At 43.3% G+C, this 26,645-nt stretch carries 22 protein-coding genes; 5 read left to right on the top strand and 17 right to left on the bottom strand.

What is annotated here, in order from left to right:
- Positions 1-107: 107 nt before the first annotated feature.
- Positions 108-1,148 (bottom strand): hypothetical protein, encoded by a 1,041-nt coding sequence (locus tag GKS34_RS13095; protein ID WP_163385269.1) that lies wholly within the window; start codon positions 1,146-1,148, stop codon positions 108-110.
- Positions 1,149-1,824: 676 nt separating this feature from the next.
- Between GKS34_RS13095 and GKS34_RS13090 the strand changes: the two genes are divergently transcribed.
- The 5 genes from GKS34_RS13090 (at position 1,825) to GKS34_RS13070 (ending at position 8,767) form a co-directional block, all read left to right on the top strand.
- Entirely contained in the window at positions 1,825-2,931 is a 1,107-nt protein-coding gene (locus GKS34_RS13090; protein WP_163385268.1) for a BF3164 family lipoprotein, read from the top strand.
- A complete protein-coding gene (locus tag GKS34_RS13085; RefSeq protein WP_163385267.1) occupies positions 2,932-3,645 on the top strand; it encodes a hypothetical protein in 714 nt (237 codons plus the stop codon).
- Positions 3,563-4,819, top strand: a complete 1,257-nt coding sequence (locus tag GKS34_RS13080) for a TolB-like 6-bladed beta-propeller domain-containing protein (protein ID WP_163385266.1) — start codon at positions 3,563-3,565, stop codon at positions 4,817-4,819. Before GKS34_RS13085 ends, GKS34_RS13080 begins: the two co-directional genes overlap by 83 nt.
- A 527-nt stretch (positions 4,820-5,346) precedes the next feature.
- Positions 5,347-6,654 (top strand): D-alanyl-D-alanine carboxypeptidase, encoded by a 1,308-nt coding sequence (locus tag GKS34_RS13075; RefSeq protein WP_163385265.1) that lies wholly within the window; start codon positions 5,347-5,349, stop codon positions 6,652-6,654.
- A 13-nt stretch (positions 6,655-6,667) separates the two neighbouring features.
- Positions 6,668-8,767, top strand: coding sequence for a S9 family peptidase (locus tag GKS34_RS13070; RefSeq protein ID WP_163385264.1), 2,100 nt, complete (start codon positions 6,668-6,670; stop codon positions 8,765-8,767).
- A 12-nt stretch (positions 8,768-8,779) separates the two neighbouring features.
- Here GKS34_RS13070 and GKS34_RS13065 read toward each other — a convergent pair whose 3' ends face one another.
- The 16 genes from GKS34_RS13065 to GKS34_RS12995 form a co-directional block, all read right to left on the bottom strand.
- Positions 8,780-10,705, bottom strand: a complete 1,926-nt coding sequence (locus tag GKS34_RS13065) for a methyltransferase domain-containing protein (RefSeq protein WP_163385263.1) — start codon at positions 10,703-10,705, stop codon at positions 8,780-8,782.
- Positions 10,706-10,912: 207 nt separating this feature from the next.
- Entirely contained in the window at positions 10,913-12,430 is a 1,518-nt protein-coding gene (locus tag GKS34_RS13060) for an SDR family oxidoreductase (protein WP_317167981.1), read from the bottom strand.
- A 265-nt stretch (positions 12,431-12,695) separates the two neighbouring features.
- Positions 12,696-13,430 (bottom strand): hypothetical protein, encoded by a 735-nt coding sequence (locus GKS34_RS13055; RefSeq protein ID WP_163385262.1) that lies wholly within the window; start codon positions 13,428-13,430, stop codon positions 12,696-12,698.
- A gap of 71 nt (positions 13,431-13,501) precedes the next feature.
- Complete coding sequence (locus GKS34_RS13050; RefSeq protein WP_163385261.1) at positions 13,502-14,116, bottom strand: hypothetical protein; 615 nt, start codon at positions 14,114-14,116, stop codon at positions 13,502-13,504.
- Positions 14,113-15,342: a hypothetical protein gene (locus tag GKS34_RS13045; RefSeq protein WP_163385260.1), complete on the bottom strand. Its 1,230-nt coding sequence runs from the start codon at positions 15,340-15,342 to the stop codon at positions 14,113-14,115. Before GKS34_RS13045 ends, GKS34_RS13050 begins: the two co-directional genes overlap by 4 nt.
- 298 nt (positions 15,343-15,640) lie before the next feature.
- On the bottom strand, positions 15,641-16,705 hold the full coding sequence (locus tag GKS34_RS13040) for an alpha-amylase family protein (protein WP_163385259.1): 1,065 nt from the start codon (positions 16,703-16,705) through the stop codon (positions 15,641-15,643).
- A 106-nt stretch (positions 16,706-16,811) separates the two neighbouring features.
- On the bottom strand, positions 16,812-17,300 hold the full coding sequence (locus GKS34_RS13035) for a protein-disulfide reductase DsbD domain-containing protein (RefSeq protein WP_163385258.1): 489 nt from the start codon (positions 17,298-17,300) through the stop codon (positions 16,812-16,814).
- Complete coding sequence (locus GKS34_RS13030; protein WP_163385257.1) at positions 17,278-17,853, bottom strand: peroxiredoxin family protein; 576 nt, start codon at positions 17,851-17,853, stop codon at positions 17,278-17,280. The genes GKS34_RS13035 and GKS34_RS13030 overlap by 23 nt, the downstream gene beginning before the upstream one ends.
- Positions 17,854-17,969: 116 nt before the next feature.
- Positions 17,970-18,923 carry a hypothetical protein gene (locus GKS34_RS13025; RefSeq protein ID WP_163385256.1) on the bottom strand — a complete coding sequence of 318 codons (954 nt, stop codon included), beginning with the start codon at positions 18,921-18,923 and terminating at the stop codon, positions 17,970-17,972.
- A 40-nt stretch (positions 18,924-18,963) separates the two neighbouring features.
- The gene (locus tag GKS34_RS23600; protein ID WP_262888577.1) at positions 18,964-19,089 is read right to left on the bottom strand and encodes a hypothetical protein; all 126 of its coding nucleotides are present in this window, start codon (positions 19,087-19,089) and stop codon (positions 18,964-18,966) included.
- A 64-nt stretch (positions 19,090-19,153) separates the two neighbouring features.
- Positions 19,154-19,513, bottom strand: coding sequence for a DUF4242 domain-containing protein (locus tag GKS34_RS13020; protein WP_163385255.1), 360 nt, complete (start codon positions 19,511-19,513; stop codon positions 19,154-19,156).
- Positions 19,514-19,596: 83 nt separating this feature from the next.
- Positions 19,597-20,133 (bottom strand): macro domain-containing protein, encoded by a 537-nt coding sequence (locus tag GKS34_RS13015; RefSeq protein ID WP_163385254.1) that lies wholly within the window; start codon positions 20,131-20,133, stop codon positions 19,597-19,599.
- 146 nt (positions 20,134-20,279) lie between these two features.
- On the bottom strand, positions 20,280-21,164 hold the full coding sequence (locus GKS34_RS13010; RefSeq protein WP_163385253.1) for an endonuclease/exonuclease/phosphatase family protein: 885 nt from the start codon (positions 21,162-21,164) through the stop codon (positions 20,280-20,282).
- 136 nt (positions 21,165-21,300) lie between these two features.
- Entirely contained in the window at positions 21,301-22,782 is a 1,482-nt protein-coding gene (locus GKS34_RS13005) for a glycoside hydrolase family 130 protein (protein WP_163385252.1), read from the bottom strand.
- A gap of 67 nt (positions 22,783-22,849) precedes the next feature.
- Positions 22,850-23,860, bottom strand: coding sequence for a glycosyltransferase family 4 protein (locus tag GKS34_RS13000; RefSeq protein WP_163385251.1), 1,011 nt, complete (start codon positions 23,858-23,860; stop codon positions 22,850-22,852).
- A 383-nt stretch (positions 23,861-24,243) separates the two neighbouring features.
- Positions 24,244-26,508, bottom strand: a complete 2,265-nt coding sequence (locus tag GKS34_RS12995; RefSeq protein ID WP_163385250.1) for a glycosyltransferase family 4 protein — start codon at positions 26,506-26,508, stop codon at positions 24,244-24,246.
- Between the last annotated feature and the right edge of the window lie 137 nt (positions 26,509-26,645).

Here is a 26,645-nt window from a genome sequence, read left to right as displayed (position 1 = left end):
ACTATCCAATCCCCATACTAGAAATGCTACCGAAGCTTGAGTCCAACACACGCTACAATGAACCGAAGTCTCACTTCGCATCATTGTAGCTTAATTGTTACGCTTTATTATAATTTGTTTAATTCTTCTATCGAGGAGGGAAATTTGAATATGTAAAATGTCCACCCATCCTTATTTACAAAACGTTTAGTTTGTTCTGGTTTAATCCTAAAGTCTCGACCTTTAGACATTTCTAGTATCAAAGTTCTAAGTTGAAATTGATTTCTTACTTCATGCACTTTATTATCTATAGAATCATTTCCTGAGACAATACTACTTCGCAACGATATTACTAAGGTAGTGTTAAGAAGGTCTGGTATTCCTATGATTTTCCCACTACTATTCCAATATTTCGAGTCAGATTGAAGATTAGTTCCATTAATCTCCAAAGAATTTTTATTCAAATTATACCTGATGAAATGTGGGCCATTAAGGAACGATGAATTAATTCCAGCCTCTACATTCATTTCTAAGTCTTTTTTACTGTAGTGATAGTATGTATCGTTAATTATAGAATCTATTGGAATTTCTTTTTTGAAAAAGGTTAAATTAATACCTGAATACCCTAATGAATAATATGCTATTGGTTCATTAAACTCATCAGGAAAATAATCAGATTTTGAATCTATAGTTATTTCTTCAATTCTTCCATTAGAACTTAATATAGAAGGAAATAATCCAATACGGTCTAATTCATTATGATTGTCATTTGATATAGTATCCAAAAGGTTTGCTACGGTACTTGCTAATTTTTCGTGGTATGATTTAATTTTAGTATCAGTGGTGTCTACAGTGATAACATAACTTACGCTAACATCCGCGATTAGATTCAATGTTCTATCTATATTGTAAAGAATTTTTGAGTTTTGTTGAAGTTCTTTAAGTGCGGCTTCAGAAGCAGCTTTTTCTTTAGCTGAATTTAGATAGATTTCTACAGTTTGAGCAATAATCGATATTGCGGAGGAAACAAGAATAATTACTAAAGCCCGCTTACCTGCATTTGTAATTTTACCTTGTTTATCTTTAAAATCTGTTATTAAGCCGTACGCACCAAAAAAACCGCTTATAACGATTCCTAAATATTTTAGTATGATAAGAAGTATAATCATATTGCGTCTAACTTCTGGCTAACCGCACCCCTTGCGGTTACTTCCCTTTTGGGCGGCGGATTTAGCTCCCTTAAATGTAGAAAAATTATGAGAAACTCCAACTAGCTTTTTCAGTACCATGCATCTTAGCCATTCAACCGAAACTGAACAATAAAATTTGGATTCGCGACTAAGCGCTTATCAGGGTCCCCCAAGCTGGGCGAAGTTTGTAACTTCGCCCACATATTTTCGAAATTGTAACCAAAAAATACGTACCAAAAAGGCCATTTGCAATGGCCAATCCTTATCCGTCAACAAAAACGATAATCATTTATGGGTCGCCTTTGTATTTTTCCGGGATCGTAGCATGTGGAAAAAGGATAGCTCCTGGCAGGGGCCTTTGTTTCCCGGGGGTAAAGACTAATCCCATTAATTTGAGAAAAATGAGAAATTAGCACCCCTACGAGGTAAAAAATCAGCTACGTGAACTCAAAAATGCCCAATCCCTCACCGTATTGGCTCCCAAACCTTCCGACTGTCAGGTTTGGCCTGGTATCTCCTTCTCAACGAACGAAACAAAATCCTACGGCAAGAAAGGAGCCTTTCCCCCCATTGCGTTTGATTTATAACAATTTAGTTATATCTTACACAAGAAACTATTCGACTCACTAGCTGCCGCTTATCCTACCCCTGAATCATGCTCCGAGTGAATTCCATTAGCCGACTCCTGGATTGGACCGTTCGAAAAACCCAAGCAGGTTTGTCCTCCGTTGTTGTTGGCATCGCCCTATTCACCGCATGCTCGGAACCCCCACTTGGTGCAAACTTCAGGGAGTACTTTTCGAAAACAGAGGCAGTAGCGTTATCGGGCGAAACGGTAGCTTTGACCGAAGAAGAAAAGCCCTTAAGTTACCTATTCAATATGACTTTTTTTGACAGCCTGATACTGGTCAATGAATTTCCGGATCGGGAGTATACCTACAAACTAATTAATTTGAGGGATAAGTCGGTCAGACCGTTTGGAAAAAAGGGAGAGGGACCCAACCAGTTGCTAAGCGATGCTTTTTATTTCTCGGTGGACCGGAAAGAAAATCGGCTCTATCTGACAGACCAGGTGCACTATTACATCCATGACATGGATGACTTGAAAAACGGTCTGGATGAGCCCGCAGCGAAGTTTACCATCGATCAACAGGAAAAGCGCTTTATGGGAAGTACCGTCCATGTGGATGGATACATCGTAGGCAGTATGCATCACAAACGATTTTGTGCCTACGATATTGAGAACGGGGACTTTATCGAAGTGGGTGAGTACCCGGGAGGGCCCTCCATGGCGATGGCCAACCAGTCATTTTTCATGAACCACCCCACAAAGAATTTGGCCGTATACGGCATGTCCAGGGTCCCGGAATTTGGTATTCTCAGGGTTTTACAGGATACGATTGACGTTACTACCTATGCATGGGGAGATACCCCCTTAGACGTGCAACATGGCCCTGTAGGCATGGCTGTCGTGGATAAGAAGGGGTCCACCTTTGAATACACGTCCGTGGCGGCGACGGAGGACCATATTTACTTTCTGTACAGTGGGAAAACAATCGATGAAAGTTCCCGGGAAACCATCATCCAATCAGGCCTTTCCCATGAGGTATTTGTGTTGGATTGGGAAGGAAAGCCTGTAAAAAGATACCTACTGGATCAGCCTGTCCGCTCCATTGCAGTGGATGATCAAGCGAAAATACTGTATGCCGCTTCATTTGAGAAAGAACCTGGATTAATAGCCTACCCATTAAACGAACCATAAATGATACCATTTTATTTCCTTGTAGTAGTCCTTGCGCTTTCCCATTTGGGGTATGCCCAGGAAGCCTACGAGTCCAAACTATTCCAACTGCCAGCAAATGCACTAAAGGTAAATGGCAACACCGAAGTCAATCCCCTGGTAAAACCCCTAAAATTGGTGACGGTATTAGACCCGAAAGGCCCCTCAATTGACCGGGAACTGGAGGTTTGGAATGGCTTAATGGGCAGTATGGATAGGGATTCCATCGGCTATATTTTCCTGGTACAGGACACGGAAGATATCGAACCGTTCAAGCAGTATTGGTTTTCCGACCGGAACATGGACTATCCCTTTTATTACGACACCGGGAAAAAGGTGATTGAGGCAAATGGGCTGTCAGTAGATAGTCCCGGGCAGACCTTGCTATTGGATGACAAAAACGCCATCATCCTGTCAGGGGGCAGTCCTATCAATACCGATCCCTACAACCGCTACCGGAGCGAGCTGTACCAACGGACCTTGGAAATGGGGATGGACAAGGCGGTACGCGGGGTGATCGTTGAACATACCGAGAGAGGTATCAAATGGTTTTATGCGAGTGAGCCGGTCTACGTCACGGAGCAAGGAGAGGTGATACCTAAAAACCAGGCCGATGCGGGAATTCGCTCCAAAAAATGGGTTCCTGGTACTTCCCCGCTTTCCGACACCATTCGCCTGGTCAACCGGCATCCCTAACCGCTACGAATTTCTGCCGGCGAAGAAGCCGCGCGGAGGTACATGGGGGTCCTTGCGAATGCCGATGCGAAAGATGGTGTTTCCGTCCCGGATAATGCCCATTCCGTCCCATATAGTTGACTTTATAGCCCGCACCGCTTATTCTTGTCACATGTTGAACATCCGCCTCATTACCTCAATTTTTATCCTTGCACTTTATTCCTGCCAGTCCCAGGAGGAAGGCAAAAAAATAATCAGCCAAATTCCGGAATCAGGAACCCTGAAATCCAGAGAAGTAGGCCTGGCCAATGCGGCCCTAATGCCTTATAAAATCGTGGTGTCTGCTGACAAAGCCGTGATCTTAGACCAAGGGAAAGAAAACCTATTCAAAGTCTATACGCTGCCCGATTTTTCCTTCTTATACACTTTTGGCGACATCGGTGAGGGCCCTGATGAATTCCAGTTTGTGAATGGAAATTCCTTGAAAATCCATGGGGAGCAGCTCGTGGTGCTTTCGGGTACACAGTTGATCAAAATAAAACTGCATGCAGAAAAAGCAAGCAGAGAAGAGCAACATACATTGATTTCCGATACCGGCGGGCCAATTAACGGGCTGCACCTGGTCAATGACTCAGTATATGTTGCCGATATCGGGGAAGCAAAACCGGGAGCACCGGAGCACCGCTTGGTCCACCTGGGACGAAATGAGGAATTGGTCCGATTCGGTGAATACCCCGATCAAGCCTCTGGGATAAATAGGGATCAGGGAAACCTGTTCCGCAATTTTGGTAAAAGGACGGTGGCCAATCCCAAAGATGGAAGGATGGCGGCATTCTACTTGTACCACAATCAAATCAGACTGTATGGTGGAGATGGGGAACTTCTTCAGGAAATAGAGGTGGAAAGCTCCTCCAAAAGCGCATCCGATGAGGAAATGTGGATTTACCGGGCGGATCCCTTTGCCAGCAGTGAGCGCATTTATGTACTCTACATAGGAATGCCCAAAAAGGAAGTGGAAGAAAATTTTCAAACGTTCCGACCCCACCTGGAAGTCTGGGATTGGGAGGGGAATTTACTGGATCGCTTTAGGCTGGACCAGCCCATCACTACCTTTACGTACGCTGAGGAATTTAAAAAATTGTATGGGATTTCTTTTTTTAAGGAGGATGTGCTTTTCGAATATGATTTAAAATAAGGTAGGATAATTGTGACGAGATTTACCAGTTGTGACTTTTTTGAGCGGTACAAGGAGGTAGTTCGAAAAGCCTTTGAATCGCTGACATTGAAAGACGGACTAGCCAGGCATGGAAATTAGTTTGATACGGCCAGCGTTGTGAATGTTGGAATAAACACGACTTCTTCGCTTCAGCTGCGCAGGTTACGAGAAAATTTCTACTAACAGTTCCAGCGAGTTTAAAAATCATTTCATTGAATTCATTAATTTTAAAACTAGGTACCTTATAAGCACTATGTGGTTTAATTTAAACAACAAAAAAATAAATGGATAAAGGAAAATAAATCCATAAACTTCAACTATTAATTTTTAACCACATAGGAGTTTCATAGTACACATAGTTGGGTCTACGCAACGGTATACTTTTTCGGTTTAAAAATCAGGAGGAAAAATGAAATCCTTCCCCATTTTCAAATAAAAACAGCTTACTAACGGGTATTTTTTTATGTTTTTATTTTTTATTGCCCAAGCAGGCTTAAATTTAAACCATGAAGCACATCTACTGGCTATTGCTCCTGCTGTTCTGTAACTGCACCGTGCAAAAAGTAAAAAAATCCGTCTACGACTCCGAAGTCTTTGAAAAAGGACACATGGGCTTTATGCTCTATGACCCGGTAAAGGAAAAGACCCTGGTCAGCATGAATGAAAAAAAGTATTTCATTCCTGCCTCCAATACCAAAATATTCACCTTTTACAGCAGTTACAAGGTGCTGGGAGATGATCGGGTCAATGGCCTGAACTACATCGAAAAAGGAGATTCCCTCCTATTCTGGGGAACCGGCGACCCTTCCCTGCTGCATCCGGACCTTCAGGACAGTACAGTCATTCATTTTTTACAAAAACGGCCGGAGGACTTGTATATGGTCGATAATTTTGATCAGATTTCCCGGTATGGGCGAGGTTGGACCTGGAACTGGTATCCTTATTATTTTGCTGCCGAGCGCTCCAGCATGCCTGTTTACGGGAATGTGTTGCGCTATTCCAAGGAAGCCGATGCTCCAGTCGCCAAAGCTTATCCCTATACGGCCTTATTGCCTTTGAGCAAACAAATAGACAACACCCCCGATAGCTACGTTATCCGAAGGGACTTTGAAAGTAACATTTTCAGTTATGCACTTAATCCGGAAGCCGGGGAGCTGTCCTTTGAAACGGACAAGCCCTTTATTACTTCTGCCAATCTGACTAAAAACCTGCTGCAGGAAGCGGTTGGCAGGGAAATAACCCTGATCGACGACCTGGGCTATTCCAACCTCACTCACCAAAAATTGCCAACCGCAAAAGTGGATTCCATCTATGCGCAAATGATGAAGATAAGCGACAACTTTTTGGCCGAACAGTTAATGGTGTTGGTATCGGACGAACTCTTTGACTCGCTAGACCTATCAGCCGCCATCCAATATGCCAAGGACAGCCTGCTGCAGGACCTTCCGGACGAGCCCCAATGGGTGGATGGATCCGGCCTTTCCCCGCAAAATATGTTTACTCCCCGGTCTGTGGTAAGACTACTGGAAAAGATAAAGGAGGAAGTGCCCATGGAAAAAATCAAGGCCTACTTCCCTGCCGGCGGGGAATCCGGGACGATTCGAAATTGGTACCCGGCAGACCCGGGCGAACCGGCCTATATCTATGCTAAAACCGGCACGTTGAGCATGAGCTCGGCTTTGAGCGGGTACCTGATCACCAAAAGCGGCAAAACGCTAATTTTCAGTACGTTTTTTAATAACTACACTGGCAGTTCCAATGTACAAAAAGAGGAGCTTCAGAAAGTGCTGTATTTCATCCATTCCAATTATTGAACACACTCCTGCCATGCTTAACCCACGGTCTCTCCCTTCACTTGCCTTATTTATTTCCTCACTACTTCCGGTGCTTTCCGGCTTTGGCCAGGATTTCAGCATGGCGGCTGTTTCCAAATTTTCCTTTCCTTCTGAACTTACGGCCAATGCCAACCAATCCAGCATCGCCTGGGCCATGAATGAGCAAGGTAAGCGAAACGTATATGTTTCGGAGGCACCTGATTATCAGCCCAGGCGGGTAACCGAATTTCTGGAAGACGACGGACAGGAGATCAGCAGTTTGCAGTTCAGTGAAGATGGCGAATACCTGGTATTTGTCCGCGGAGGGGATCATGGAGGAGGCAATGCTTCCCGGCCTGTAAATACCAGCAATTTACCCCTAATGACAAATGTAGCCATATGGACCATAAATCTGGGTACCGAAAAGACAGAATCGTTGATCGAAGGAGATGATCCCGTTTGGGGGGCCCGACATCAGTTGGCGTTTATTAAAAATGGAGAAATTTGGATGAAAGACCTGGATTCGGATAAAGCACCGCACTCCATTATCCAGAACAGGGGAAGGCTGGGGGAGCTTCATTTTTCCCCGGATGGGAGCCAATTGGCTTTTGTGGCCAATAGAGGAACCCATAGCCTGATAGGCATATACACTGATCCGACAACACCCATAAAATGGCTGGCTCCCTCTTTTCAAAGAGACCAATCCCCGAGGTGGTCTCCGGATGGTAAATCCCTCGCTTTTGTACGGACCCTGGGCGGTTCGGGAGCTGCTTTGCCTTTAATGGAAAAAAGACACCAGCCCTGGGAAATCTGGATAGCAGATGTGCAAACCGGAGAAGCGGAAATGAAGTGGAAAGCTCCCGAGACGCTGCGAGGATCGGTGCCCTCTACACATGGCGGCTTTAACCTTCATTGGCCAATTAAGGATCAATTGGTCTATTTATCCTATGAGGACGGCTGGCCGCACCTTTATTCCAGGGATCTTCGAAACAATTCATCTGTCTTGCTTACGCCAGGTGACTTTATGGTAGAGCAACTCAGCCTGCACCCCAACGGACAAAGCCTGGTTTTTGCCGCTAATGGGGGAAAGCTCCCGGATGATCTGGACAGAAGGCATTTGGCTACAGTGGATTTGACTACGGGATCTTTTGAATGGAAAACTTCAGGTAAGGGCATTGAGGCCTATCCGGTGTTCACCGGGAGGGAAGATGAAATCGCCTTTTTCTCCGCTACCCCAAAGCGTCCCCTGCTACCGGCAATCCTTAGTGAAGGGGAGATTAGTTTGTTAGGTGAAGAACTGATTCCGGAAGATTTTCCTGAGGCGGACCTGATTAGCCCGAAACAGGTGCAATTCACAGCGGCAGATGGCACCACTGTATACGGACAGTTATTTGAGCCCTCGGATAATACCAGCCCGAAACCTGCCGTGGTCTTCGTTCATGGCGGACCCCAACGGCAGATGCTATTGGGCTGGAGTTACATGGATTATTACTCCAATACCTATGCGATCAACCAAAAACTGGCCGAAATGGGGTTTGTGGTATTGTCTGTGAATTATCGGTTGGGTATTGGCTATGGTTATGAGTTCCACCGCCCCTCCGGCACCTACTACCAGGGTGCCGCGGAGTACCAAGATATCAAAGCTGCCGGACAGTACCTGGCTGGTCTGGAGCAGGTAAACCCGGAGCGAATTGGAATCTATGGGGGCTCCTATGGGGGCTATTTGACTGCTATGGCACTTGCCCGGGATTCCGATTTGTTCAAAGTGGGCGTTGACATCAGCGGCGTGCACGACATGGACCATCGATACGAGCTGCCAGAGGGTGTTGAAGTGGCACCGGATTATGAGGAGGCCAAGCGGATCGCATGGGAATCATCGCCAATTGCTGATTTGGATCAATGGACCTCACCCGTTTTGTTCATCCATTCCGACGATGACCGAAACGTAGCTTTTTACCACAGCGCAGACCTGGTAAGAAGGTTTGATGAGTTGGGAAAACCCTATGACTATTTGGTCATTCCCGGAGATACCCATCATTGGATGAAATTTTCGAATATGGTGGAGGTGAATGAAGCTACCGTAAACTTTCTCAACAAACACCTCCAACCTTGAATTTGCTGTCCTTTAGGGCAACTGTGGCTCATTTATGGGATGGTACCGGGTATCGGCCGCATTGAGTATGCCTTCCAACATCTGGGTATAATCCATACCCCCAATACTGCTCATTTTTGCCAGGTGACCGTCCCAGCACCAGCCGGGATTAGGGTTTACTTCCAACATTTTGGGTTCGTCCAAACTATTCAACCGCCAATCAAATCTACAATAATCCTTGCAATCAAGCCGCTGGAATAATTTCAAACTGTGGTTAATCAGTTCCTGTTCCAAGGCCAATGGTAAGCTTGCCCGAATGGACCGTAGGGTTTGCATGTAAGGAGAATCGGTAAGCCATTTGGCCTCGTAGCCGCATATTTTTGGCAACCCTGCTGGTAATTCTGAGTAGTCCTCTTCAATGATCGGTAGGATGGTGTAATTATCCGAATTTCCGATGATGCCTACGGAAACTTCTGCGCCCGTTAAAAATTCTTCTACTAGAATGGGTTTGTCGTACCCGAATTGTTCGCGGATACGGAGAATGGCATCAGCCAGTTCCTCAATGGAATTGGCCACATTTTTCTGGGTAATGCCAAAGCTGGAATCTCCAAAATTAGGCTTTGCAATGACTGGAAAAGGGATGTTTAATTCAAACAAATTTTCTTCAGCAGTAATTACAAAGGCATTTGCCACCGGTACACCGATTTCAGTGGCAATGCCCCGAATCAGGGATTTATCGTAGCAATAGGCCAGCGTTTGGGGGTTGGATCCGGTATAGGGCAAATTCATCATTTCCAATAATGCTGGAATATGAAGTTCCTTTTTGGCATCGTTACCAAATCCTTCATCACAGAGGTTAAAAACCAAGTCGGTTTTATCTCGGATCTTTTGTAAATCGGAAATCAAAGTTTGGTGATTGTTGAGGTAACTGAATTTGAAATTTTCCAATTTACTCAAACCCACCTTGAGTTTTTCTATGGTTTCAAAATCATCCGTATCGAATATGGCATCTGGCTTGATAACGTCCTTTAAACCGGGATCACCCATGACTACCACCACATTTTTGATGTCTTTTTTCTTCCGTTTGGGCGACCATTCTTTCCTGGCCGTGGTGGTAAGGATAAAGCGATTGGCCATCATGCCCAGGTCCTGATTCCGAAGGGATTCCACCTCGAGATTTCCATGAAAAGCCAGTTCTTTAAACCCAACCTTGCTAATCAATTCGGCCAGGTTTTCTCTGGTATAAAGCCTCTCTGCATAAAACTGGTCTACAATCACTCCCTTTTCCGTATTGGTAACCACCTCTCTTGAAATAAGCCTTTCATTGTCCGTGGCCAGGGAACGCTCCCGGCACACAAAATGCTTTTTATCAATCCACTCCCAACTTCTGGGGGTGTAATGCTTTCTCAAAAACGTGCCGTCTGCCACATCCATCAGCAAGCGACCTCCGGGTTTCAATACTCGAAAAACTTCTTTTAGTATCTTTACATCATCTTCAGACGTTTCAAAATAACCAAAACTGTTTCCCAGAATGGTAACAAAATCGAAGGAGTCGTTGGCATAGGGTAGTTTTCGGGCATCTCCCTCTTTAAAATTAATGGATACCCCCTTTTTCCTGGCTAAAGATTTGGCCCGCTGGGTCAGGTACCTGGATCGGTCCAGTCCGAAAAGTTGATAGGTTCCCCGATTGGTCAGTTCGAGAAGGTGCCTGCCCTGCCCACAAGCAAGGTCTAAAAGGCTGTTGCCATCCCGAATATCCAAAAGTTCGTGAAAAAGATTGATTTCAGACCGGGTTATGCTTTCATCTTCCACTACATCCGCATCTGTTTTCAGGTAGGTGGCATTAAAAATCCTTTTCCACCATTCCGGGTGTAAATGATATTCCAGATTTTTTACGGGACCCATTGTTTTACCTGTCCTTTCAGTAGTATCCTTCTTCGAAGGGATTTTTGTTTTCATGGATTGTTTTGCGGGATTTTATTCTTTTTTAAAAGTGAAATTCACTTCGTTTTAAAAGCTTGAAACGAAAGAAATTTACTGACGGATGAAAACAAGAGAAAAATTTTTTGGCCAGGATGTATTAATACAATTCCAGCCTATTTTGACGATTCGCCTTCAAAAGAAAAAACCTCTCAGAAACTAATAGAGGGTAGCATTACCCCATAATCATGAATTTATAATATTTCGGATCATCCCCCCAAAAATAAACCCATGAAAGGGGAAAACCGAATACCAATAAACCCTGCCGAGCAAACCCAAGGGCCTAAAAGTGGCGGTCTGGACCAACTCGTCTTTCACAATTTTAAATTCCAGCCAGGCTTCTCCCGGTAATTTCATTTCTGCATACAACAAGAGTCGTTTTTCCGATTTGCTGGCAATGAGTACCCTCCAAAAATCCAATGTCTCTCCAGCAGAAATCTCGGTATCACTTTTCCTTCCCCGGCGCATGCCTACACCTCCTACCAACTGGTCCATAAAGCCTCGGATCTCCCAAAGCCAATTGCCATAATACCAGCCCTGCTTTCCTCCTATTTTCCAGATATTCTGGAGCACCTTTTCCGGGTTATCAATCGCCTGCTTTCGAACCTCCACATAGCAACCGTTTACCGGTACTTCCATGTACTGGGTGAGGCCTTTTTGCAACAGGTCACTGGTTTGGGCATCCTTCCAACTGGATAGGACCTGATTCTGTTCGATTTTATCAAATGCCAGGCGGATGGAATCGTCATAGCCAATAAGGGTGATGCCCAGAGTGGAAGCCAGGTTGTTGGGCGTACAAATAACCTCGATCTTCATGCTGTTGACCAGATTCTGGGCCAGGGCATAAGAGGTAGAGGTAACAAAGTACAACCAATAGGAAGAAATTTTTGGCGTCATGACCGGCACAATCCCAATCCTTCGCTTCAAGCCCCTGATTTCAGCAAAACGCAGCAACATTTCTTTGTAATTCAGGATATCTGGTCCCCCAATATCGAAACTTTGGTTGTAGGTTTCCTTTTTCAGAATTACACCTTTTAAAAACTGAATTACATTGCGGATGGCAATGGGCTGGCATTTGGTTTTCAGCCATTGCGGAGCGATCATAACCGGCAACTTCTCGACCAGATCCCGAATGATTTCAAAGGAAGCACTGCCGGACCCGACAATAATTCCGGCCTTCAAGGTGGTAAGCGCAAAACTGGAATCGGATAAAATCCCTTCGACGTTTTTGCGGGAGGATAAATGTTTGGACAACTCCTCATCATTCACAATACCACTTAGGTAAATGACCTGTTTTGCTGTTGTTTCCTCGATCGTCTTTTTGAAATTAAACGCACAAGTAGCCTCCATTTCTTCAAACTTTCCGCTTTGCGTAGACATGGAGTGGATGAGGTAGTAGGCAAGGTCAATGTCTTTCGGAATATTCTGAAGGCTTTTCTCATCCAAAAAATCAACCTCCACCACGCTGAGGTTTTCCGGGGGAAAACGCTCCGCATTAAACCTGTTTTTATCTCGCACGCAACATACCACCTGATGCCCTTCCTGCAATAGTGCCGGTAATAAACGTTGGGCAATGTATCCTGTGGCTCCTGTAAGTAATATTTTCAAGGTATCGTTTTTGAGGTTATTGTCAAGATAAGCATGAACGACACCCAAACCAAACGTTAGGTAGCGTAAGTTGTTTACCCAAAATATTTCGATCAATCGCTTTCTCTGGTAATTTGTCAAATCCCATTGCGACTGAAATCAGCAAGCGGTTACCACCCTTATTAAAGGCATACTTTGATAGTATACCAAGTAGAGGAGTAGCAACTAGTTAACGCATTAAATGCCTGAGCATTTAAATTGGCTTGCATAACGCTCTTTTTTGTTCCCTGAGGTTTTAATTGGTGTAACCTTGGAATGTATCATTCAATTGTAAGCTATTCTCCGGTTCGAAACGATTTTTGAAAAGTTAATTTCCACTTCTTCAATCGCGAATCCGTTGGGGGGCATCATCCTTGAAAATCCTCACCGTTCCTCTGTTGGCTACCCTATCCCCTGGATCCTCACTTTTCTCCAGCATTATCATGCATTTGGTCACATTTTTCAACTCATATTGACTGCCTATAATGTAAGCGTAAGTTCCGGAAATGATCCAAATGGCACTGTAGCTGACATCTCCATATCTTCCGTTCGTAACTTTTGTGAAGATGGTAAAATCATCCCCCTCGCCAGACACATAACCCCTGCCTGATCCACTGTCAAGACCCATTGGGTACTCGGGATAATCCGGGTTAAAAATAGAGGTATAAGAAATATCGCCAAGAAAATTGCTTCGATTTTGATCCGTATGCACCCGTATTATTTCCTCGTAGTTGCCATAACTGAACCCCTCATTTTCTGAATTACTTCCATCGTAAATGCAATGATTCCCAATGCTAAACCCTGGTGTAAAATTGCTAAACGAACCCGGTACAGCCGGGGGGCTGTTCCCTTCATGAATGACCATTCCATGCTGCTTTATCCGATCAAGGAAATTATCCACATTTCTGATCCCACTTGGAATATCTGGGGTGAAAACCATTTCCAGCACCTCGGTAGGGACATTGTACCTAACTAAAACCGGATCAGTCAAATCATCAAAGTTTTCACAACTAACGAAAATAAAAAGGATCAAGCCCCAATAGATTGGCCTGAATCGGAACATTGTTGAGTTTTTCATAGGATCCTTTGGTTTTCTTTTATTTCTATCGTGATTCTTGGAAGCTCAAAACTGATTTCTACCTTAAACACCTAACCCTCATCTGTACTTTTACCTGAAATAATTTCCATGGATTTTGCGGTGGTTTTCCCGTATTGACCCATTAAGACTTCGATCAAAATGGAGATAAGGGCCACAAAAAAAATGATAAACAGGGCATAGGAAGAAATTAATTTCAACCAACTTTCAATAATAGAAGCCTCCGTCCACACTTTACCTTTTTCCAAAGGAGACCCAAACCCTTCCATGATAAGGTCGGCATCACTTTCGATTTGAGGATTGGCAAGCTTAAAGGCTTTGGCAAGGGACGTATATTCTGTGCCTTTCACATAATAAGTCACCTCATTATTAAAATCCCTATAGGCAAAGGTCCTTTCCAAAAAGAATTTGGTATGCATGTATAAGTTCACCACCATGGCAGTAAACAAAAAGATACATACCATTTTTATATTATTTTTGATCCCTTTGGACCATCTGCTTTTCAATAAAAAGGAGACGAGCAAATTGACTGTCAGCCCCAGTATACTCGCTAACCCAAAGTAAATCCACGAATATTCTTCTATCACCAAAAAATTGGAAATAGCTCCGCCAAACAGTCCAAACATAACTGTCACCAATGCGGCCCGATATTGCAATAGTTTGATCACTCCAATAAATAGATAATAACCTTCGTCAAGTCATTGTGCAATTCTTTTACAGGATTTTGAAAGGCCAGGCCAAAATGGATTATCGGGTTTTGAACAGGCACCTCTATTTCCCCATCTTTGACTTTTATGAAATATTTCCCATTTCCCAGCAGGGCAATTCCATAAGAAGCGTTTCCGTTTATGGCATGAAAGCTTCCCTCGATATCTTTCAAGGCAGGTGAAGCATAGGATATTTGGTACCTATTTTCTACTTCTTTCCCTTTGGTGATGAGGTCTCCCTCCGCATCATATTTGTAAACGGCAAACGCAAACCACTTTACATCCGCATTATCATTTCGATTAGACAAACCTCCACGAATACCTCCTTTCAAATCACGTTGTTGATTCCCATTTTCATTGGAATGTTTATCGGCTGATACCAAAAACGAATCCCAGTTCGCAAAATGGTCTCCGTCTTCACCTATACTCGCCACTGGTTGTGAGGAGTTGAGATTGGGAAAAAGCAAATTCTCCAAATCCTCTGCTATGGCATGTAGAAGAATTAGCTTATCTTCTGACAGTTCCCGGGTCTGGATGGCATCATCCATGGTTTGATTGATCGCCGTGATAAGATCTGTCAATAACTGGTCCTTGACGGCGTTTCTGGCCTCAGTATACCTTTCGGGTGCGGTAAGGATACCCTCCAAATTGCCCAGGACCTCATTAAAGGCTTCCTTTGGAGCATTCGGATTAGTTGTTGTCACACTAATATTTTGGAACGCATTCAGGGTGGATTGGAATTGCTCCATCAATCCTTTTAGGTTTTCTGGTATGACATAGGTGGGAGGGGGCACATTAGCAGCTAATTGTTTCATCTCATCGGGAATTTCTGGAAATTCCGGAGTGAGCAACTTCCTTTTCTCGCGCATTAATTCCTTTCCGGAAAGGCTGGGATTGAGTTCATACATCAGGTCCAGGGCATCCGGCGAGGGCATGATATTCTGACGCCACAAATAATCCCGAAGATTGTCTGTGACGGGAATTTTTGGCCCCCTGCTTTTAAGGTATAGGTAAGACCCTGCCGCCATCAGCAAGCCGCTTCCCCCAATAATAAAGGGGGTCAAATTAGTTTCATCTGGATTAGGTCCACTGGTCGGAGGCCTTTGGCCGAAGACCATCAAGTGATGACTCAGTAAAACCAGCAAAAAAAGGAAAACTCTGAAAGAAGGAGTAGTTGGCTTATTCATGGTTCCCGAGTTTACAGGTTAATCAAAGGAATTAAAGCATATGGTCTTATAGATAGCTGATTATTAGTCGAGTATAATTTACTTATATTTTAAGACAATAAAAATGACTCTTCAACAAATTCTACCTCCAGGCCCTCCTCCGACCCGTTTAAAAATGCACCTCCACTATATGAGGATACCCCATTTACCCCTTGGAGAAATAAGCTGGTAAGGAAAAGGAACTTCACGGTTTTGCCAGAAATCTAACTGCTTTATTTTTTAAAAATACGCCAACTGCCAAAGAGGCCATTTTCTATGGCTAAGGCCTTTTTTTCTGATAATAATCTTGCATCACCTTTATTTTTTCGGGGTTTTCCAAAAGGGACTGTTCGGAAAACATCATGATGCCGGATGCAGGGGCTCTGGACCCTTCCTGCAAGGCTTTCCCAAATTCCTCAGGGGTAACGGTACCGGGTTTGTTGTGCGCCTGAATAATGGGCCAGACCAATGGCTCCGGTGAATCGATGGTGTTGTTCAGCCAATCCAGGTAGTCTCCCGACCAGGTTACCGGCCGGGCAAGCATCTGGTGAAAAAGCATGGGTGCTAATACATCCACCCGCTCGGCCAAAGAAGGCACATCTATCCCTAGGATGTTGAATAAGGCGCCGCCATGGTCTCCTGGAAACCAGGCACAATAGAAGGCTCCCAAAAGTGCCTTGGGTTGGTTCTCCCGGAGGATTTTTCCCATATCGGAAACCCAGGTATTCAAAACTTCGTTGCGCCATTCCCTCCATGCAGGTTCCTGGTTCCCCAAGATCCATTTTGCCCTGTCTGCCTTATTTTCTCCTGGAATTTGGATGGAATGGGCCTTTCCAAATAACCGGGTACAACGCTCACAAAAACAAGTTTCAGGCAGTACCGGTTGGTCTGTTTCAAATTGGGCGTGCCAATGAAGATAGTCCAAAAATACCCCATCTACCGGATAGTTGCGGAGCGTTTCCCTGAGCTGTTTGGCCCTGAAGGCCTGAAAGCCCGGATCAGTAGGGCAAACACCCATAAACCAATCTGCAGGACTCGCGGGCGCTCCCTTTTCATTGATGGGCCAGGCTTCAGGATGGTCTTCTATGTAGCCTTTTCCATTTAGTGTAGGGAATTCCACAAATACCCGGCAGCCCTGGGCTTTGGCTTGTTGATAAAATTCCTGATTTAATGACGATCTTCTAACAAAAACGGCGTTCACCCCCAATTCGTCAAACGCATAGCCTGCCTCAAGGATCCTTTCCGGATTGCCATAGATCCCTTTGACAAAGCTGCCTTTATAGATTTCTTGCGAATAGGCAGTACAATGAATCAGCAACTGAAGCAACCAAAATAACTTGTTCATGGGCAAAAGGTATCACAAATAATCGATATCATAAGGTGGGTAAAATATCTTTTTAGGAAAGGGGATGACCATTTCTTTTACTTCTGTTGTGGCAAAATTACCCTCGTTATTTCACCCTTATACTCAGGTTAAAATCAAACTCACGGGGATAATAACATTTGGAAGCATCACAAGGCTGGTAATACAATTGCCCTTTGATAAGGAACCGCTGCTTCTTCATCGTATCTGTTGTCTTGACAGGAACCTGGATTTCCAAGGTATCCCCAAATACAGCCAGAGGTTCTTTGACACCTTCCATCCTGAATTCATCAGCTTGGGGATAAACAGGATCCCCAATGATCAAACCTTCAGCCGACTCAAAGGATAATTTTGAAGGTAACAGGTTTTCATCATTAACTCTGTTTGCCTGTATGTGATAACCCTCTTTTATGATAAAGGAAAGTGACAGGTGCTTTTCGTCACCAGTTGAGATCGTGAATTCCGGCTTATCTTTAAATTCAATAAACCTGCGGTCCTTAGTCTGGGCCAAGACACTTCCCTGCAAAAGAAGAATATAACACCAGATAAAGATCTTATTCAGAGGCAAGCAACTCATCCAGTTTGGCTTTTAAATCTACCAGTTTCGCATCAAAGTTTTTGGAATCCAACAGGGAAAAGAATTGTATTTTCCCTTCGGGATCGATCAAAATATTGGATGCCAGCATGACCTCGTCCCGGGCCAAATCAGGAAGCACACCCTCAGGCGCAAAACGCGCCGCCACCGACCCGTCCGAATCCAATAAAACCGGAAAGGAGAGGTCAAAACGATCTTTCAACTGGGTTTTTACCAAATCTTTGGGTTCTTTGACATCAATAATCAACACGTTGACATTTTTGTCCTTATAATTCTGGCTGAGCTGTTCCAAATGCGGTGCTTCCGCATTACAAAACGGGCACCAGGTCGTAGCGATATGAATCACTAAATAACTTCCTTTGTAGGCCTCTGAGCTTACATGGTTACCATTCAGGTCTGGCAGGCTAAATTCAGGCGCATTAGTGCCTTCAACGGATACATCCTGATTGCTCTGAGCTTTTGCGCATATGTCAAACAAAGAAACCGAGGCGAATAATAGGATTACCAACAGGATTAAACTTTCTTTTAATTTCATAATTCATGCATTTTGCGACGCTAGAATCATATTAAAAGTACAAAAATTTTTGTCAAACCTCAAGTTATCAGTGATTTGCGAGGGGTCGGGCTCATACAGGCAACTACCGGAACGTATCATTTTTTTCTGAAAAGAATTTGCCAGCCTGTTTGATTTAAATTTTGCCAATCAAAATGATAATACCTGCGGACCGCCCCTGCAAATTGCTGATCGGACAGAACCTCTATTTCCTTTTCACCATCCAATCCGTTTCTTCCTCTTTTGCCATTTTGCCCATCCTTTTCCTGTCTGCTCTTTATAGCTGATTGATTATTTTGGCTTTGAATCTGGACATTCCCACCGGGGTCAGGCCGTCCGGGATCCGGGTTTTTGGATTTCCCGGGTGGTTGGGTAAATGCCCAAATGAAGGTGGTCCCCCCGGTACCACCTTTACCTCCACTACCGCCGCTTCCTCCTGGTGCGGTCAATTGTACCGAATAATCTTTATTCTGGGATTGAAGGATCAATTGGCCACCTTTTCCACCATTTCCCCCGTCTTGCCCATCTTCACCTTCAGTCCCCATACTTACGTCTCCATGTTTCTTGACTTCATTTTTATTTCCGTTTTTTCCATCACTGCCATCCCTACCATCTGTTCCGTCCATACCGGGCAAGTGAAATTGTGCCTCTTCGATATGTTTGGCTATAATTTGAACTTCTTTCCCATTTTTTCCGGAAACCCCACTTCGATTTTTATTGGTGGGGGCTGGAAGGACATCCACCTGATTTCCATCGGTACTGAAATAATCAGAAATTAGGATTAAATCTACCTCCATCAGCTTTATTTTCTGGGTAACCAAGATAGAATCTGCAATGAGGATTACCTGATCTGCCCCATCCAACCTGGCCTGGGTATTGATGTAGTTTGCCAAGTCTTCGTCCAGGATAAGTTTGCTTTCTTTTGGGGAAATTTCCTGAAGAACTTCTTCCGAAAGTAGCCGGTGGTCCTCCTCAGAGAAGAAGGCTGTATTCTGGCATACCGACAAACCAATTACCACTAGAAATAGAGAAAAGAAATTTATCAGCATCATCCTCTTTTGTTAGTTTATTTTGAGTTTTCAAACCTTTTGTTCATTGCCTGAACAATACAATCAAATCAGCTAATTCTGCGCACGAAAGCTCCGTGTCAGACTGATTAAGCTCTGAGGAGGCAATCATCCGCATTTCCCCCAGCCTATTAAGCACTAGTCTCTTCATTTTTGAAAGTTTGGTGATAGAAGAGGGGTAAGCAAATTCCAGATTTCTTTGATAAGTGTTCTCATCAATCTCGCCATCTACCACAGGAAGGTAGCCATCGAAAAGCGGGATCATTGATGACGGTGAATGAATCTCCCGTAGGAGCAGGATCCTTTATTCTACCCAGGAATGAGGCAACTAAATTTGGTTCCACTTCAATAACCTGATTGGGAATTAATCCATGTGCGTAGTTATGGAGGCGCTGGACGGCCTCCTTATTTGGAGCTTCAATCAGACAAAAAGCCATCCCCTCTTCTTCGTCAAACCAATACGTCAGGGCCCTGCAATCAAATTTTGCCTGAATAGATAGGTCCTTTTGGTGCGCATTCGCTACATCTTCTGCTGAAACCCCCGGTATGTCATGTCGGTCCATGAATAGTGGCATGCTCCTTCAGCTTTGATCCCTTTCCGTATGTTAATAATATTTGGGAAATATCAAAAGGGATTCAGAGATATTTTGATCGCAAATCAAATATTTAACTGGCCTAGTTTTTTATCGAAAGTTTCAAAATCCGTTTGGTCAAAAAGTACGATTCGGATTTTTTGAATGTTTTTCAAGCTGGGTACAATAGCTTTGATGGTATCCAGGGCAATCCCGGCAGCAGGTTTGATGGGATAACCAAAGGCGCCAGTAGAAATCGAAGGGAAGGCAATAGAAGCAAGTTTATGCTCATCGGCCAAGAGCAAAGCATTGCGGTAGCAATCAGCCAACAGGGCATCAGAAGGTTGGTCCACTCCATACACCGGACCCAGACAATGGATGACAAAGGGGTTGGGTAATTGGTGTCCACTGGAAATCACCGCTTCACCAGGCTTTATTGGTGCCATGGGCCGGCACTCTTCAGCCAGACCATGTCCAGCAGCACGATGGATTGCACCGGCAACACCTCCCCCCGTTTCTAATTGAGCATTGGCTGCGTTAACGATGACGTCGATATCGTCTTGTTGGGTAATATCTCCCTGCACTAGTTCAACTTCCACCTGGAGAATTTTTAATTTGTCCATTCTTTAAGGTACCCATTTTAAAAAAGAGGAACAAAATATTCATCCGAAAACGAATTCGGTAATTCCTCTTACTCAAAATAATCCTTCAGACACTACTGCCGGATGGTCTATACTAATCAAAAATAGCTTAGTAGCCCTGGATTTCACTAATTGGAAAACCTCATTTTTACGATAACCGGCCAATGATCCGCGATAAAGACTCCCTCCCGAATAATATGCCTTACCTCATAGGTATTGACAGCAAAGCCTTCGTTGACAAAGATATAATCTACAGCATTGGGTGGCCTTTGCTGCCAGTTTTCTTCAAATCCATTACCCGTTGCTCCGGCTGAAATCACTTTTTCAGCTGCAAATTCCGCACTTTCCATTTGCAATTGCCGGCTCAGGGTCGCGACCAGGTATATATAGGGCTGTTTCCCATACCGGGGATGATCTTTGCGGATGTTAAAATCTCCTGTAACAACCACTGGTGATTCCTCCGAAATTTCCTCTATTTTACCCGCCAGCAAGTCCACGCTTTTGTAACGGGAGTCAATCCCTTTGTTGTCAAAATGGGTGTTGAAATGAAAAATGATCTTTCCGCTTTTCAAATCCTCAAGTTTGGCCCAAGTTACTATCCGGGGAAGCTGCGCATCCCAACCGATGCTACCGGGCTTCTCAGGAGTATTTGAAAGCCAGAAAGTGCCAGATTCCAGCAGTTGAAACCGATCCTTTCTAAAAAATATAGGATTGTATTCTCCTCCTTTGAGCCCGTCCTCGCGACCTTTACCAACATAATCATAATTCGGCATTATTCGCTTCAAATCAAGTAACTGCCGGTGCGTTACTTCCTGAAATCCCAGCAAATGGGGAGTAGATTCGTCAAAGAAGGCCTCTACGATGGGTAAACGATTCTCCCATTTATTTTTTCCATCGTCGGGATTGTCATATCGAAGATTAAGATTGACAACCTTTAGTTGCTGAAAGTTCGAATTGGGAATACCCATTATGAAAAAGAAGCCGGTAAAAATCGAGGCTAGCAAATGGTTCATAAATGTTAATTTACAAAATCCCATGGAATTGGAAAACAACCAAATGAATCCCCATGCAGCTTGGAGTTTCCCTGACCATTTTTACTTCCCCAAAACCGGCAGATGGACAGGATCGGTACCTGCCCAACTATTACTCCTAATTTTTCCGTTCAGCCACTGGTTTCATGCAAGAAATCAAATCACTTACGTTAACTGTGGCAATTCCGGAGGTGATATCGGACATGGCGTAAGGTACAACCAAAATATTATTATGGATCAAGGCACCACAGGAATAAACCACATTGGGAACGTACCCTTCACGTTCCTCTTCATTGGGCGTAAGCAGCGGCTCTTCAAGGCGAGCTATGATTTTGGTCGGATCTTCCAGATCAAGCAATATGGCCCCAATGAAATATTGCCTCATTGCCCCTACCCCATGTGTAAGCACCAACCATCCTTCATTTATTTCAATTGGAGAGCCACAGTTTCCGATCTGAAAAAATTCCCAGGGCATGGTTGGTTCCTGAAGGAGTATGGCTTCATCCCAGAAATGCAGGTGGTCAGAAAACATGATGTAATTATTTTCCCCGTCCACCCGCGATAACATCGCGTATTTACCATTTATTTTTCGTGGAAAAAGTGCCATTCCTTTGTTCTGTGCAGCCTTACCGTTTAAAGTAATAATGTCAAAATTTATAAAATCTTTTGTCTCTAACAATTGTGGAAGGATGCAAACCCCGTTGTAGGCCGTGTAGGTTGCATAGTAGGTGCTGGTGCCATTATCATCGAAAAACTTTACAAATCGGGCATCCTCAATTCCCCTGCTTTCATTTGCGGATAAAGGAAAAATCACATGCTCAGAAATATCATGATTTGGTTCAAATTTGATAAAATAATTGGAATCAGCAAGCCAGTAAATATTCTTGATCGCTTCCTTGTCAAAAGCTTCTTCCGTATTCAGTTGAAACGCTATAATTGTATTTTTTAATTCTTCAAATGTGAAAGAATTTTGCAAATTCTCAAAAATCTTTATACTTGTTTCACACCAGGCATTCATAGCTTCAAGTTTGAGCTGAAATAAATGCCGGTCGTAAGACTGATCGTGCCGAATTCTAGGTGTATCAACAAATTCGCTTACCGGATTAATTAGAAATGTTTGATCGGCTTTAATCGTACCACTCCGAAATACGATAGAAGAAATATGGCCTTCACCAGTAGCCCGGAGGCTCATGACGAACCGGATACTCCCTTCCGGGAGACCTTCCTGGTTGGGGTGGGGGACAATGGAAGGATTAAAAAGGGCAGCGGACTCAACAGAATATTCCATAGTAAAGAAAGCCCCAATTAAAAGCTCCTTGGTAGGACTCACTGTTAATTCCTGCGGGATGTATTGCGAAACATTCCTGAAATTACGTTTAAAAATGTCCTCAATATTCTTATGCCGTCCTACAAAATGATGATTGATACGGTGTAATAAATCATCAGCATTCTCTTCCGTCAGATTCATCACTCTCCCAATTATTTTAGGGATGCGTGCGATATCCGTAACATGGGCACGAGTAATTACCCGAGAAGAGTTTCTAATGATCTTTATTCTGTTTCTTTTAACCAATGGTTTTTTAATTGTCTTGTCGTACATGTTTCTTCTGTTCCTTTTTACTTCAGCCTCTTTTTTAAAAAAAATTATCCTAAACTATACAAATGTGCTACACCTTTAAAACCTGGTGATAAACATGAAGGTAACTATCTGTCATCTTTTCTCTGCTGAATTTTGAAACTGCCCATTCTCTGCAGTTTTTTCTTTCGATAGATTTAATTTTCCCTACCGCCGCGACAGCTTCTTCGAGGGTAGTTACCAGAAAACCTGTTTTCCCATCTACAATCAACTCCGGCATGGAGCCTAAATTAAATGCAATAACCGGAGTGCCGCACATCATGGATTCCGCCACGCTCAAACCGAATGGTTCGCTAAAGCTAATGGGATGTAGTAATGCATAGGCATCCCCCATCAATTTGTCCCTTTCCTTCGGTCCCGAATTACCAACAAAAATGATATCCTCATCATTAATAAAAGGTTTAACCTTTTTGATAAAATATTCCTCATCCTGTACTAATCCGGAAATGATTAATTTTCTTCCTGATTGTTTAGCGATCTGAATGGATTCGTAAGTGCCCTTTTCAGGGTGTATTCTTCCAAAAAACAATAAATAATCGGTTGGTCTATTTTGGAATGTAAATTCACTGGTATTAATTCCATTATAGACAGTCGCAATGTAGTCTAAATATGGGTTGCGGTCGGAGTCACTGATAGAAACATAAAAATTATCTCGGTTGTATTTTTTATAAACCGGCAATATCCTGGGTGAAGAAAACCCATGGATGGTGGTGACCATCGGCGTTTTGATCAAACGCGAATAGGTAAGCGGAAGAAAGTCAAAGTGATTATGAATTAAATCAAACTGATCTGCCTGCTCCATCAAATTGCTGATATGAAGACATTCCCAGACCTTTGGGTCGATATCCGGATTTTCAGCATAGGCTGTATCGGTCACGTGTGCCAACTTCCCTTTTGTAACCGAATTTCCGGTAGCAAATAGGGTGACGTCAATGTTTTTTTCCGCCAGCCCTTCCACCAGATTGGAAGCCACCTGTTCCCAGGGCCCATATTTTACGGGTGGGGTTCTCCATGCAATGGGGGAAAGAACCGCTACTTTCATAATTCCGAACTATTAAGTTAAAACTTAAAAAATAATTACCTTAATGGGCTTTTACAGCTGTCTACTATTTTCATCAGCTACAAAACGTAAAAAAACCAAAACAGGATATACGTTGCTGTCAAGTCTTACCTGCCAACTATCCTAGCTACAGGCCAGGGTCAGGACCAGTTTAAAAATAAGGTAGATCCTATCTGAAACCTAATAACCAATTCAATTTTGCTAAACCGCATTACTTTTCTACTTGTAAAGGACAAAAAAGGGTGATCGTCTCGCTCTCGTATTTTAAATCCTTACTAATCAGATCTAAAGAATTCGAAAGGTACACCTTCTTTTTGTAAGGATAGTAATACCGCTCTTTATTAATTACTTTTTACTGAAGAGGGTTAGGACAGTAATTCCTTTTCTTCAAATTCTTCAAAGGCCTGCAATACGATCAAATAGGAAATCAAATACGCCAAAGAGCTTTCAGCCCCCTGATTTCGATTGATACCATAGCTTTCAAAGCCGTCACAACAGCCTTTTGTCTCAAAATCGAACAAACTCATTCGAAGGTCGTTTTCCCCCAGAAACCACATGAAACAAGAAAACAACTTTGTCAGGTATTCTTTATCTTTGGTAAGGTGGAAAGCTTGTTGATACATTAAAATCATCGCTAGTGCATCGATGGGTTGCTGTGCAAACAAAGATCGTTCCCCTTCTTTTTTATACCAATTTTCATTACCAATTATCGATAAATAACCGTCCTTAAGGGTGATTTTTGTAAGAAAATTCATACTTGCCAATGCCACCTCGGTTATCTTGTCCTCATGAAGCATTTCTGCGGCATGTAGAAGTGCAAGCGGTAAAATACCATTGTCGTAGGCCAACAAAGGCTCAAACCATTGCCAACCATCAGAGCTATTGGCTTCGAAGTGTGTAATTAGCTTCCCGGCCAGATTTCTCAATCTTTCCGACATGGATTCATCATTAGGGTTTGCTTTAAGGTAATAACTAACTCCCAACATGGTATTGGCAATGCCTCTTATGGACTGGAGTTTTTCAAAATTGGGTGCCGCATCAAAGAAAACAAGCTTTCCAGTCTGATAATACGCATCATTAGGAGCATTGCCTAAAAGGTATCCCAATGCCCAAATGGTTCTTCCAAAGGAATCTTCCGAACCCACTTCATCCAGGAATTGCCGGCTGAAACTTAGGAAATTTCTGAAGGTCCCATCCTCGTTCTGCATGTAATGAATGTAACTCAGATAAATAGGCGCCAAAGCTAAGGCTTGCTTATTCTTTGTTTGCTGATAGTCCATCAATACCATAAGCAAAGCCCTGGCATTATCGTCCAGGCAATATCCCTCTTTCAGATTAGGAATTCCAAATTTAGCGTGTTGAATTATTCCCGTATCGTCCGTAAGTCGTTTGATATGATCCAAAGAGAAAGACGGCAGCAAAAGAGGATCTATTAAGGTTTCTGAGCGGGTAAAAACCTGTGGATTAACCGCACAAACCTCTCTGGCAAGTTCCACGTATTTGTCACCGGATTTCGACCAGGTGATCGTTTTCCCATAGTCACGTGCCTTTTTTCGGATCTCTTTCAATGCTTCGGGATCACCCAACAGTTCCAACAGAATGCCTGAAAGTTCCTCTGAATCATTAAAGTTAAACAACCTACCCCTTCCCTCATCCAGCAGTTCTGTTGCGTGCCAATAGGGTGTGGAGATAACCGCTGAACCTACTCCTACAGCATAGGATAGGGTACCACTGGTAATCTGAGCCTCATTCAGGTAAGGTGTGATGTATATGTCAGAGGCTGACAGGTATTTAAACAATTCATTTTCATCAATAAATTCGTTCAGAAAAACAACATGATCTTTAAGATTCAACGTTTTTACTAAAAGATGAAGGTAATTACGGTATTCTTCGCCCGAATGATGAAGAACATTTGGATGAGTCTTCCCCAATACCATATAAACTACTTCTGGGTGTTTTTCAATCACCTTGGGCAATGCTTTAATTACCGTTTCAATTCCTTTATTCCTACTGATAATCCCAAATGTGAGTAAAAACTTTTTGTTTTCAAGCTTAAATCCTTTTTTGGATTCGAGTTGATCAAATTGAATTTCCGGCACCCCGTGTTCAATGAGCTCAATTTTATTTTTGTCTACTTTATAGATAGTAATTAGAAACTCAATGGCTTTATGACTCATAACCACAATTTTATAAGCCATTTTGCAGATTTGTATCAGAACCGCCTTTTCATTGTAGGAGGGTTTCTCCAGAATGGTGTGAAGAGTGACGATTAAAGGTATTTCAAGGCGGTGAAGCATGGGAAGAATATACATGCCATTCTGCCCGCCAAAAATACCGAATTCATGTTCCAATATGCATATATCCGCGCCACTCAGATTAATGTATTTAACTGCTTTCAGGTAGTCCCGCTGATGTTCCTGTCTAATGGTAAATTTTACTTCTTCAGGATAATTGTAATCCAGATCATGATCATTCATGGCTACCACATACCCCTCAACAGCTTGGCCCTTTTGTGAGATTTTGACCTCTGAAATGTCAGGATTTGCTACCATCGATTGGTAAAGGCTCTGAGTGAAGATACCAATGCCGCATTCGCGAGGGGGATAGGTGCCGATATATACTATTTTCATGATTCCAACAACAGCAATAATTAGGCCTTCTTGAAATTAAGAAACGACGCAACCTCATTCAGCAAATTTGAACACTGAGTTGCTTTTTCGTTTTTTAAATGTGTTGTAATTTTTCAGAGGCAATTTTGAAAGGAATA

Source organism: Cyclobacterium jeungdonense, assembly GCF_010994275.1.
Classification (GTDB): Bacteria; Bacteroidota; Bacteroidia; order Cytophagales; family Cyclobacteriaceae; genus Cyclobacterium; species Cyclobacterium jeungdonense.
This window is presented reverse-complemented; position numbering and strand designations above follow the sequence as displayed.

Excerpts from the sequence above, each read along its gene's own strand:
- GKS34_RS13005 (WP_163385252.1), bottom strand. The coding sequence starts at position 22,782 with ATGTACGACAAGACAATTAAAAAACCATTGGTTAAAAGAAACAGAATA.
- GKS34_RS13020 (WP_163385255.1), bottom strand. The coding sequence starts at position 19,513 with ATGCCACTATTCATGGACCGACATGACATACCGGGGGTTTCAGCAGAA.
- GKS34_RS13070 (WP_163385264.1), top strand. The coding sequence starts at position 6,668 with ATGCTTAACCCACGGTCTCTCCCTTCACTTGCCTTATTTATTTCCTCA.
- GKS34_RS13040 (WP_163385259.1), bottom strand. The coding sequence starts at position 16,705 with ATGAACAAGTTATTTTGGTTGCTTCAGTTGCTGATTCATTGTACTGCC.
- GKS34_RS13080 (WP_163385266.1), top strand. The coding sequence starts at position 3,563 with ATGCGGGAATTCGCTCCAAAAAATGGGTTCCTGGTACTTCCCCGCTTT.
- GKS34_RS12995 (WP_163385250.1), bottom strand. The coding sequence starts at position 26,508 with ATGAAAATAGTATATATCGGCACCTATCCCCCTCGCGAATGCGGCATT.
- GKS34_RS13045 (WP_163385260.1), bottom strand. The coding sequence starts at position 15,342 with ATGAATAAGCCAACTACTCCTTCTTTCAGAGTTTTCCTTTTTTTGCTG.
- GKS34_RS13085 (WP_163385267.1), top strand. The coding sequence starts at position 2,932 with ATGATACCATTTTATTTCCTTGTAGTAGTCCTTGCGCTTTCCCATTTG.
- GKS34_RS13000 (WP_163385251.1), bottom strand. The coding sequence starts at position 23,860 with ATGAAAGTAGCGGTTCTTTCCCCCATTGCATGGAGAACCCCACCCGTA.
- GKS34_RS13065 (WP_163385263.1), bottom strand. The coding sequence starts at position 10,705 with ATGAAAACAAAAATCCCTTCGAAGAAGGATACTACTGAAAGGACAGGT.
- GKS34_RS13015 (WP_163385254.1), bottom strand. The coding sequence starts at position 20,133 with ATGGACAAATTAAAAATTCTCCAGGTGGAAGTTGAACTAGTGCAGGGA.
- GKS34_RS13090 (WP_163385268.1), top strand. The coding sequence starts at position 1,825 with ATGCTCCGAGTGAATTCCATTAGCCGACTCCTGGATTGGACCGTTCGA.
- GKS34_RS13025 (WP_163385256.1), bottom strand. The coding sequence starts at position 18,923 with ATGATGCTGATAAATTTCTTTTCTCTATTTCTAGTGGTAATTGGTTTG.
- GKS34_RS13055 (WP_163385262.1), bottom strand. The coding sequence starts at position 13,430 with ATGAAAAACTCAACAATGTTCCGATTCAGGCCAATCTATTGGGGCTTG.
- GKS34_RS13030 (WP_163385257.1), bottom strand. The coding sequence starts at position 17,853 with ATGAAATTAAAAGAAAGTTTAATCCTGTTGGTAATCCTATTATTCGCC.
- GKS34_RS13010 (WP_163385253.1), bottom strand. The coding sequence starts at position 21,164 with ATGAACCATTTGCTAGCCTCGATTTTTACCGGCTTCTTTTTCATAATG.
- GKS34_RS13075 (WP_163385265.1), top strand. The coding sequence starts at position 5,347 with ATGAAGCACATCTACTGGCTATTGCTCCTGCTGTTCTGTAACTGCACC.
- GKS34_RS13095 (WP_163385269.1), bottom strand. The coding sequence starts at position 1,148 with ATGATTATACTTCTTATCATACTAAAATATTTAGGAATCGTTATAAGC.
- GKS34_RS23600 (WP_262888577.1), bottom strand. The coding sequence starts at position 19,089 with ATGAAGAGACTAGTGCTTAATAGGCTGGGGGAAATGCGGATGATTGCC.
- GKS34_RS13035 (WP_163385258.1), bottom strand. The coding sequence starts at position 17,300 with ATGAGTTGCTTGCCTCTGAATAAGATCTTTATCTGGTGTTATATTCTT.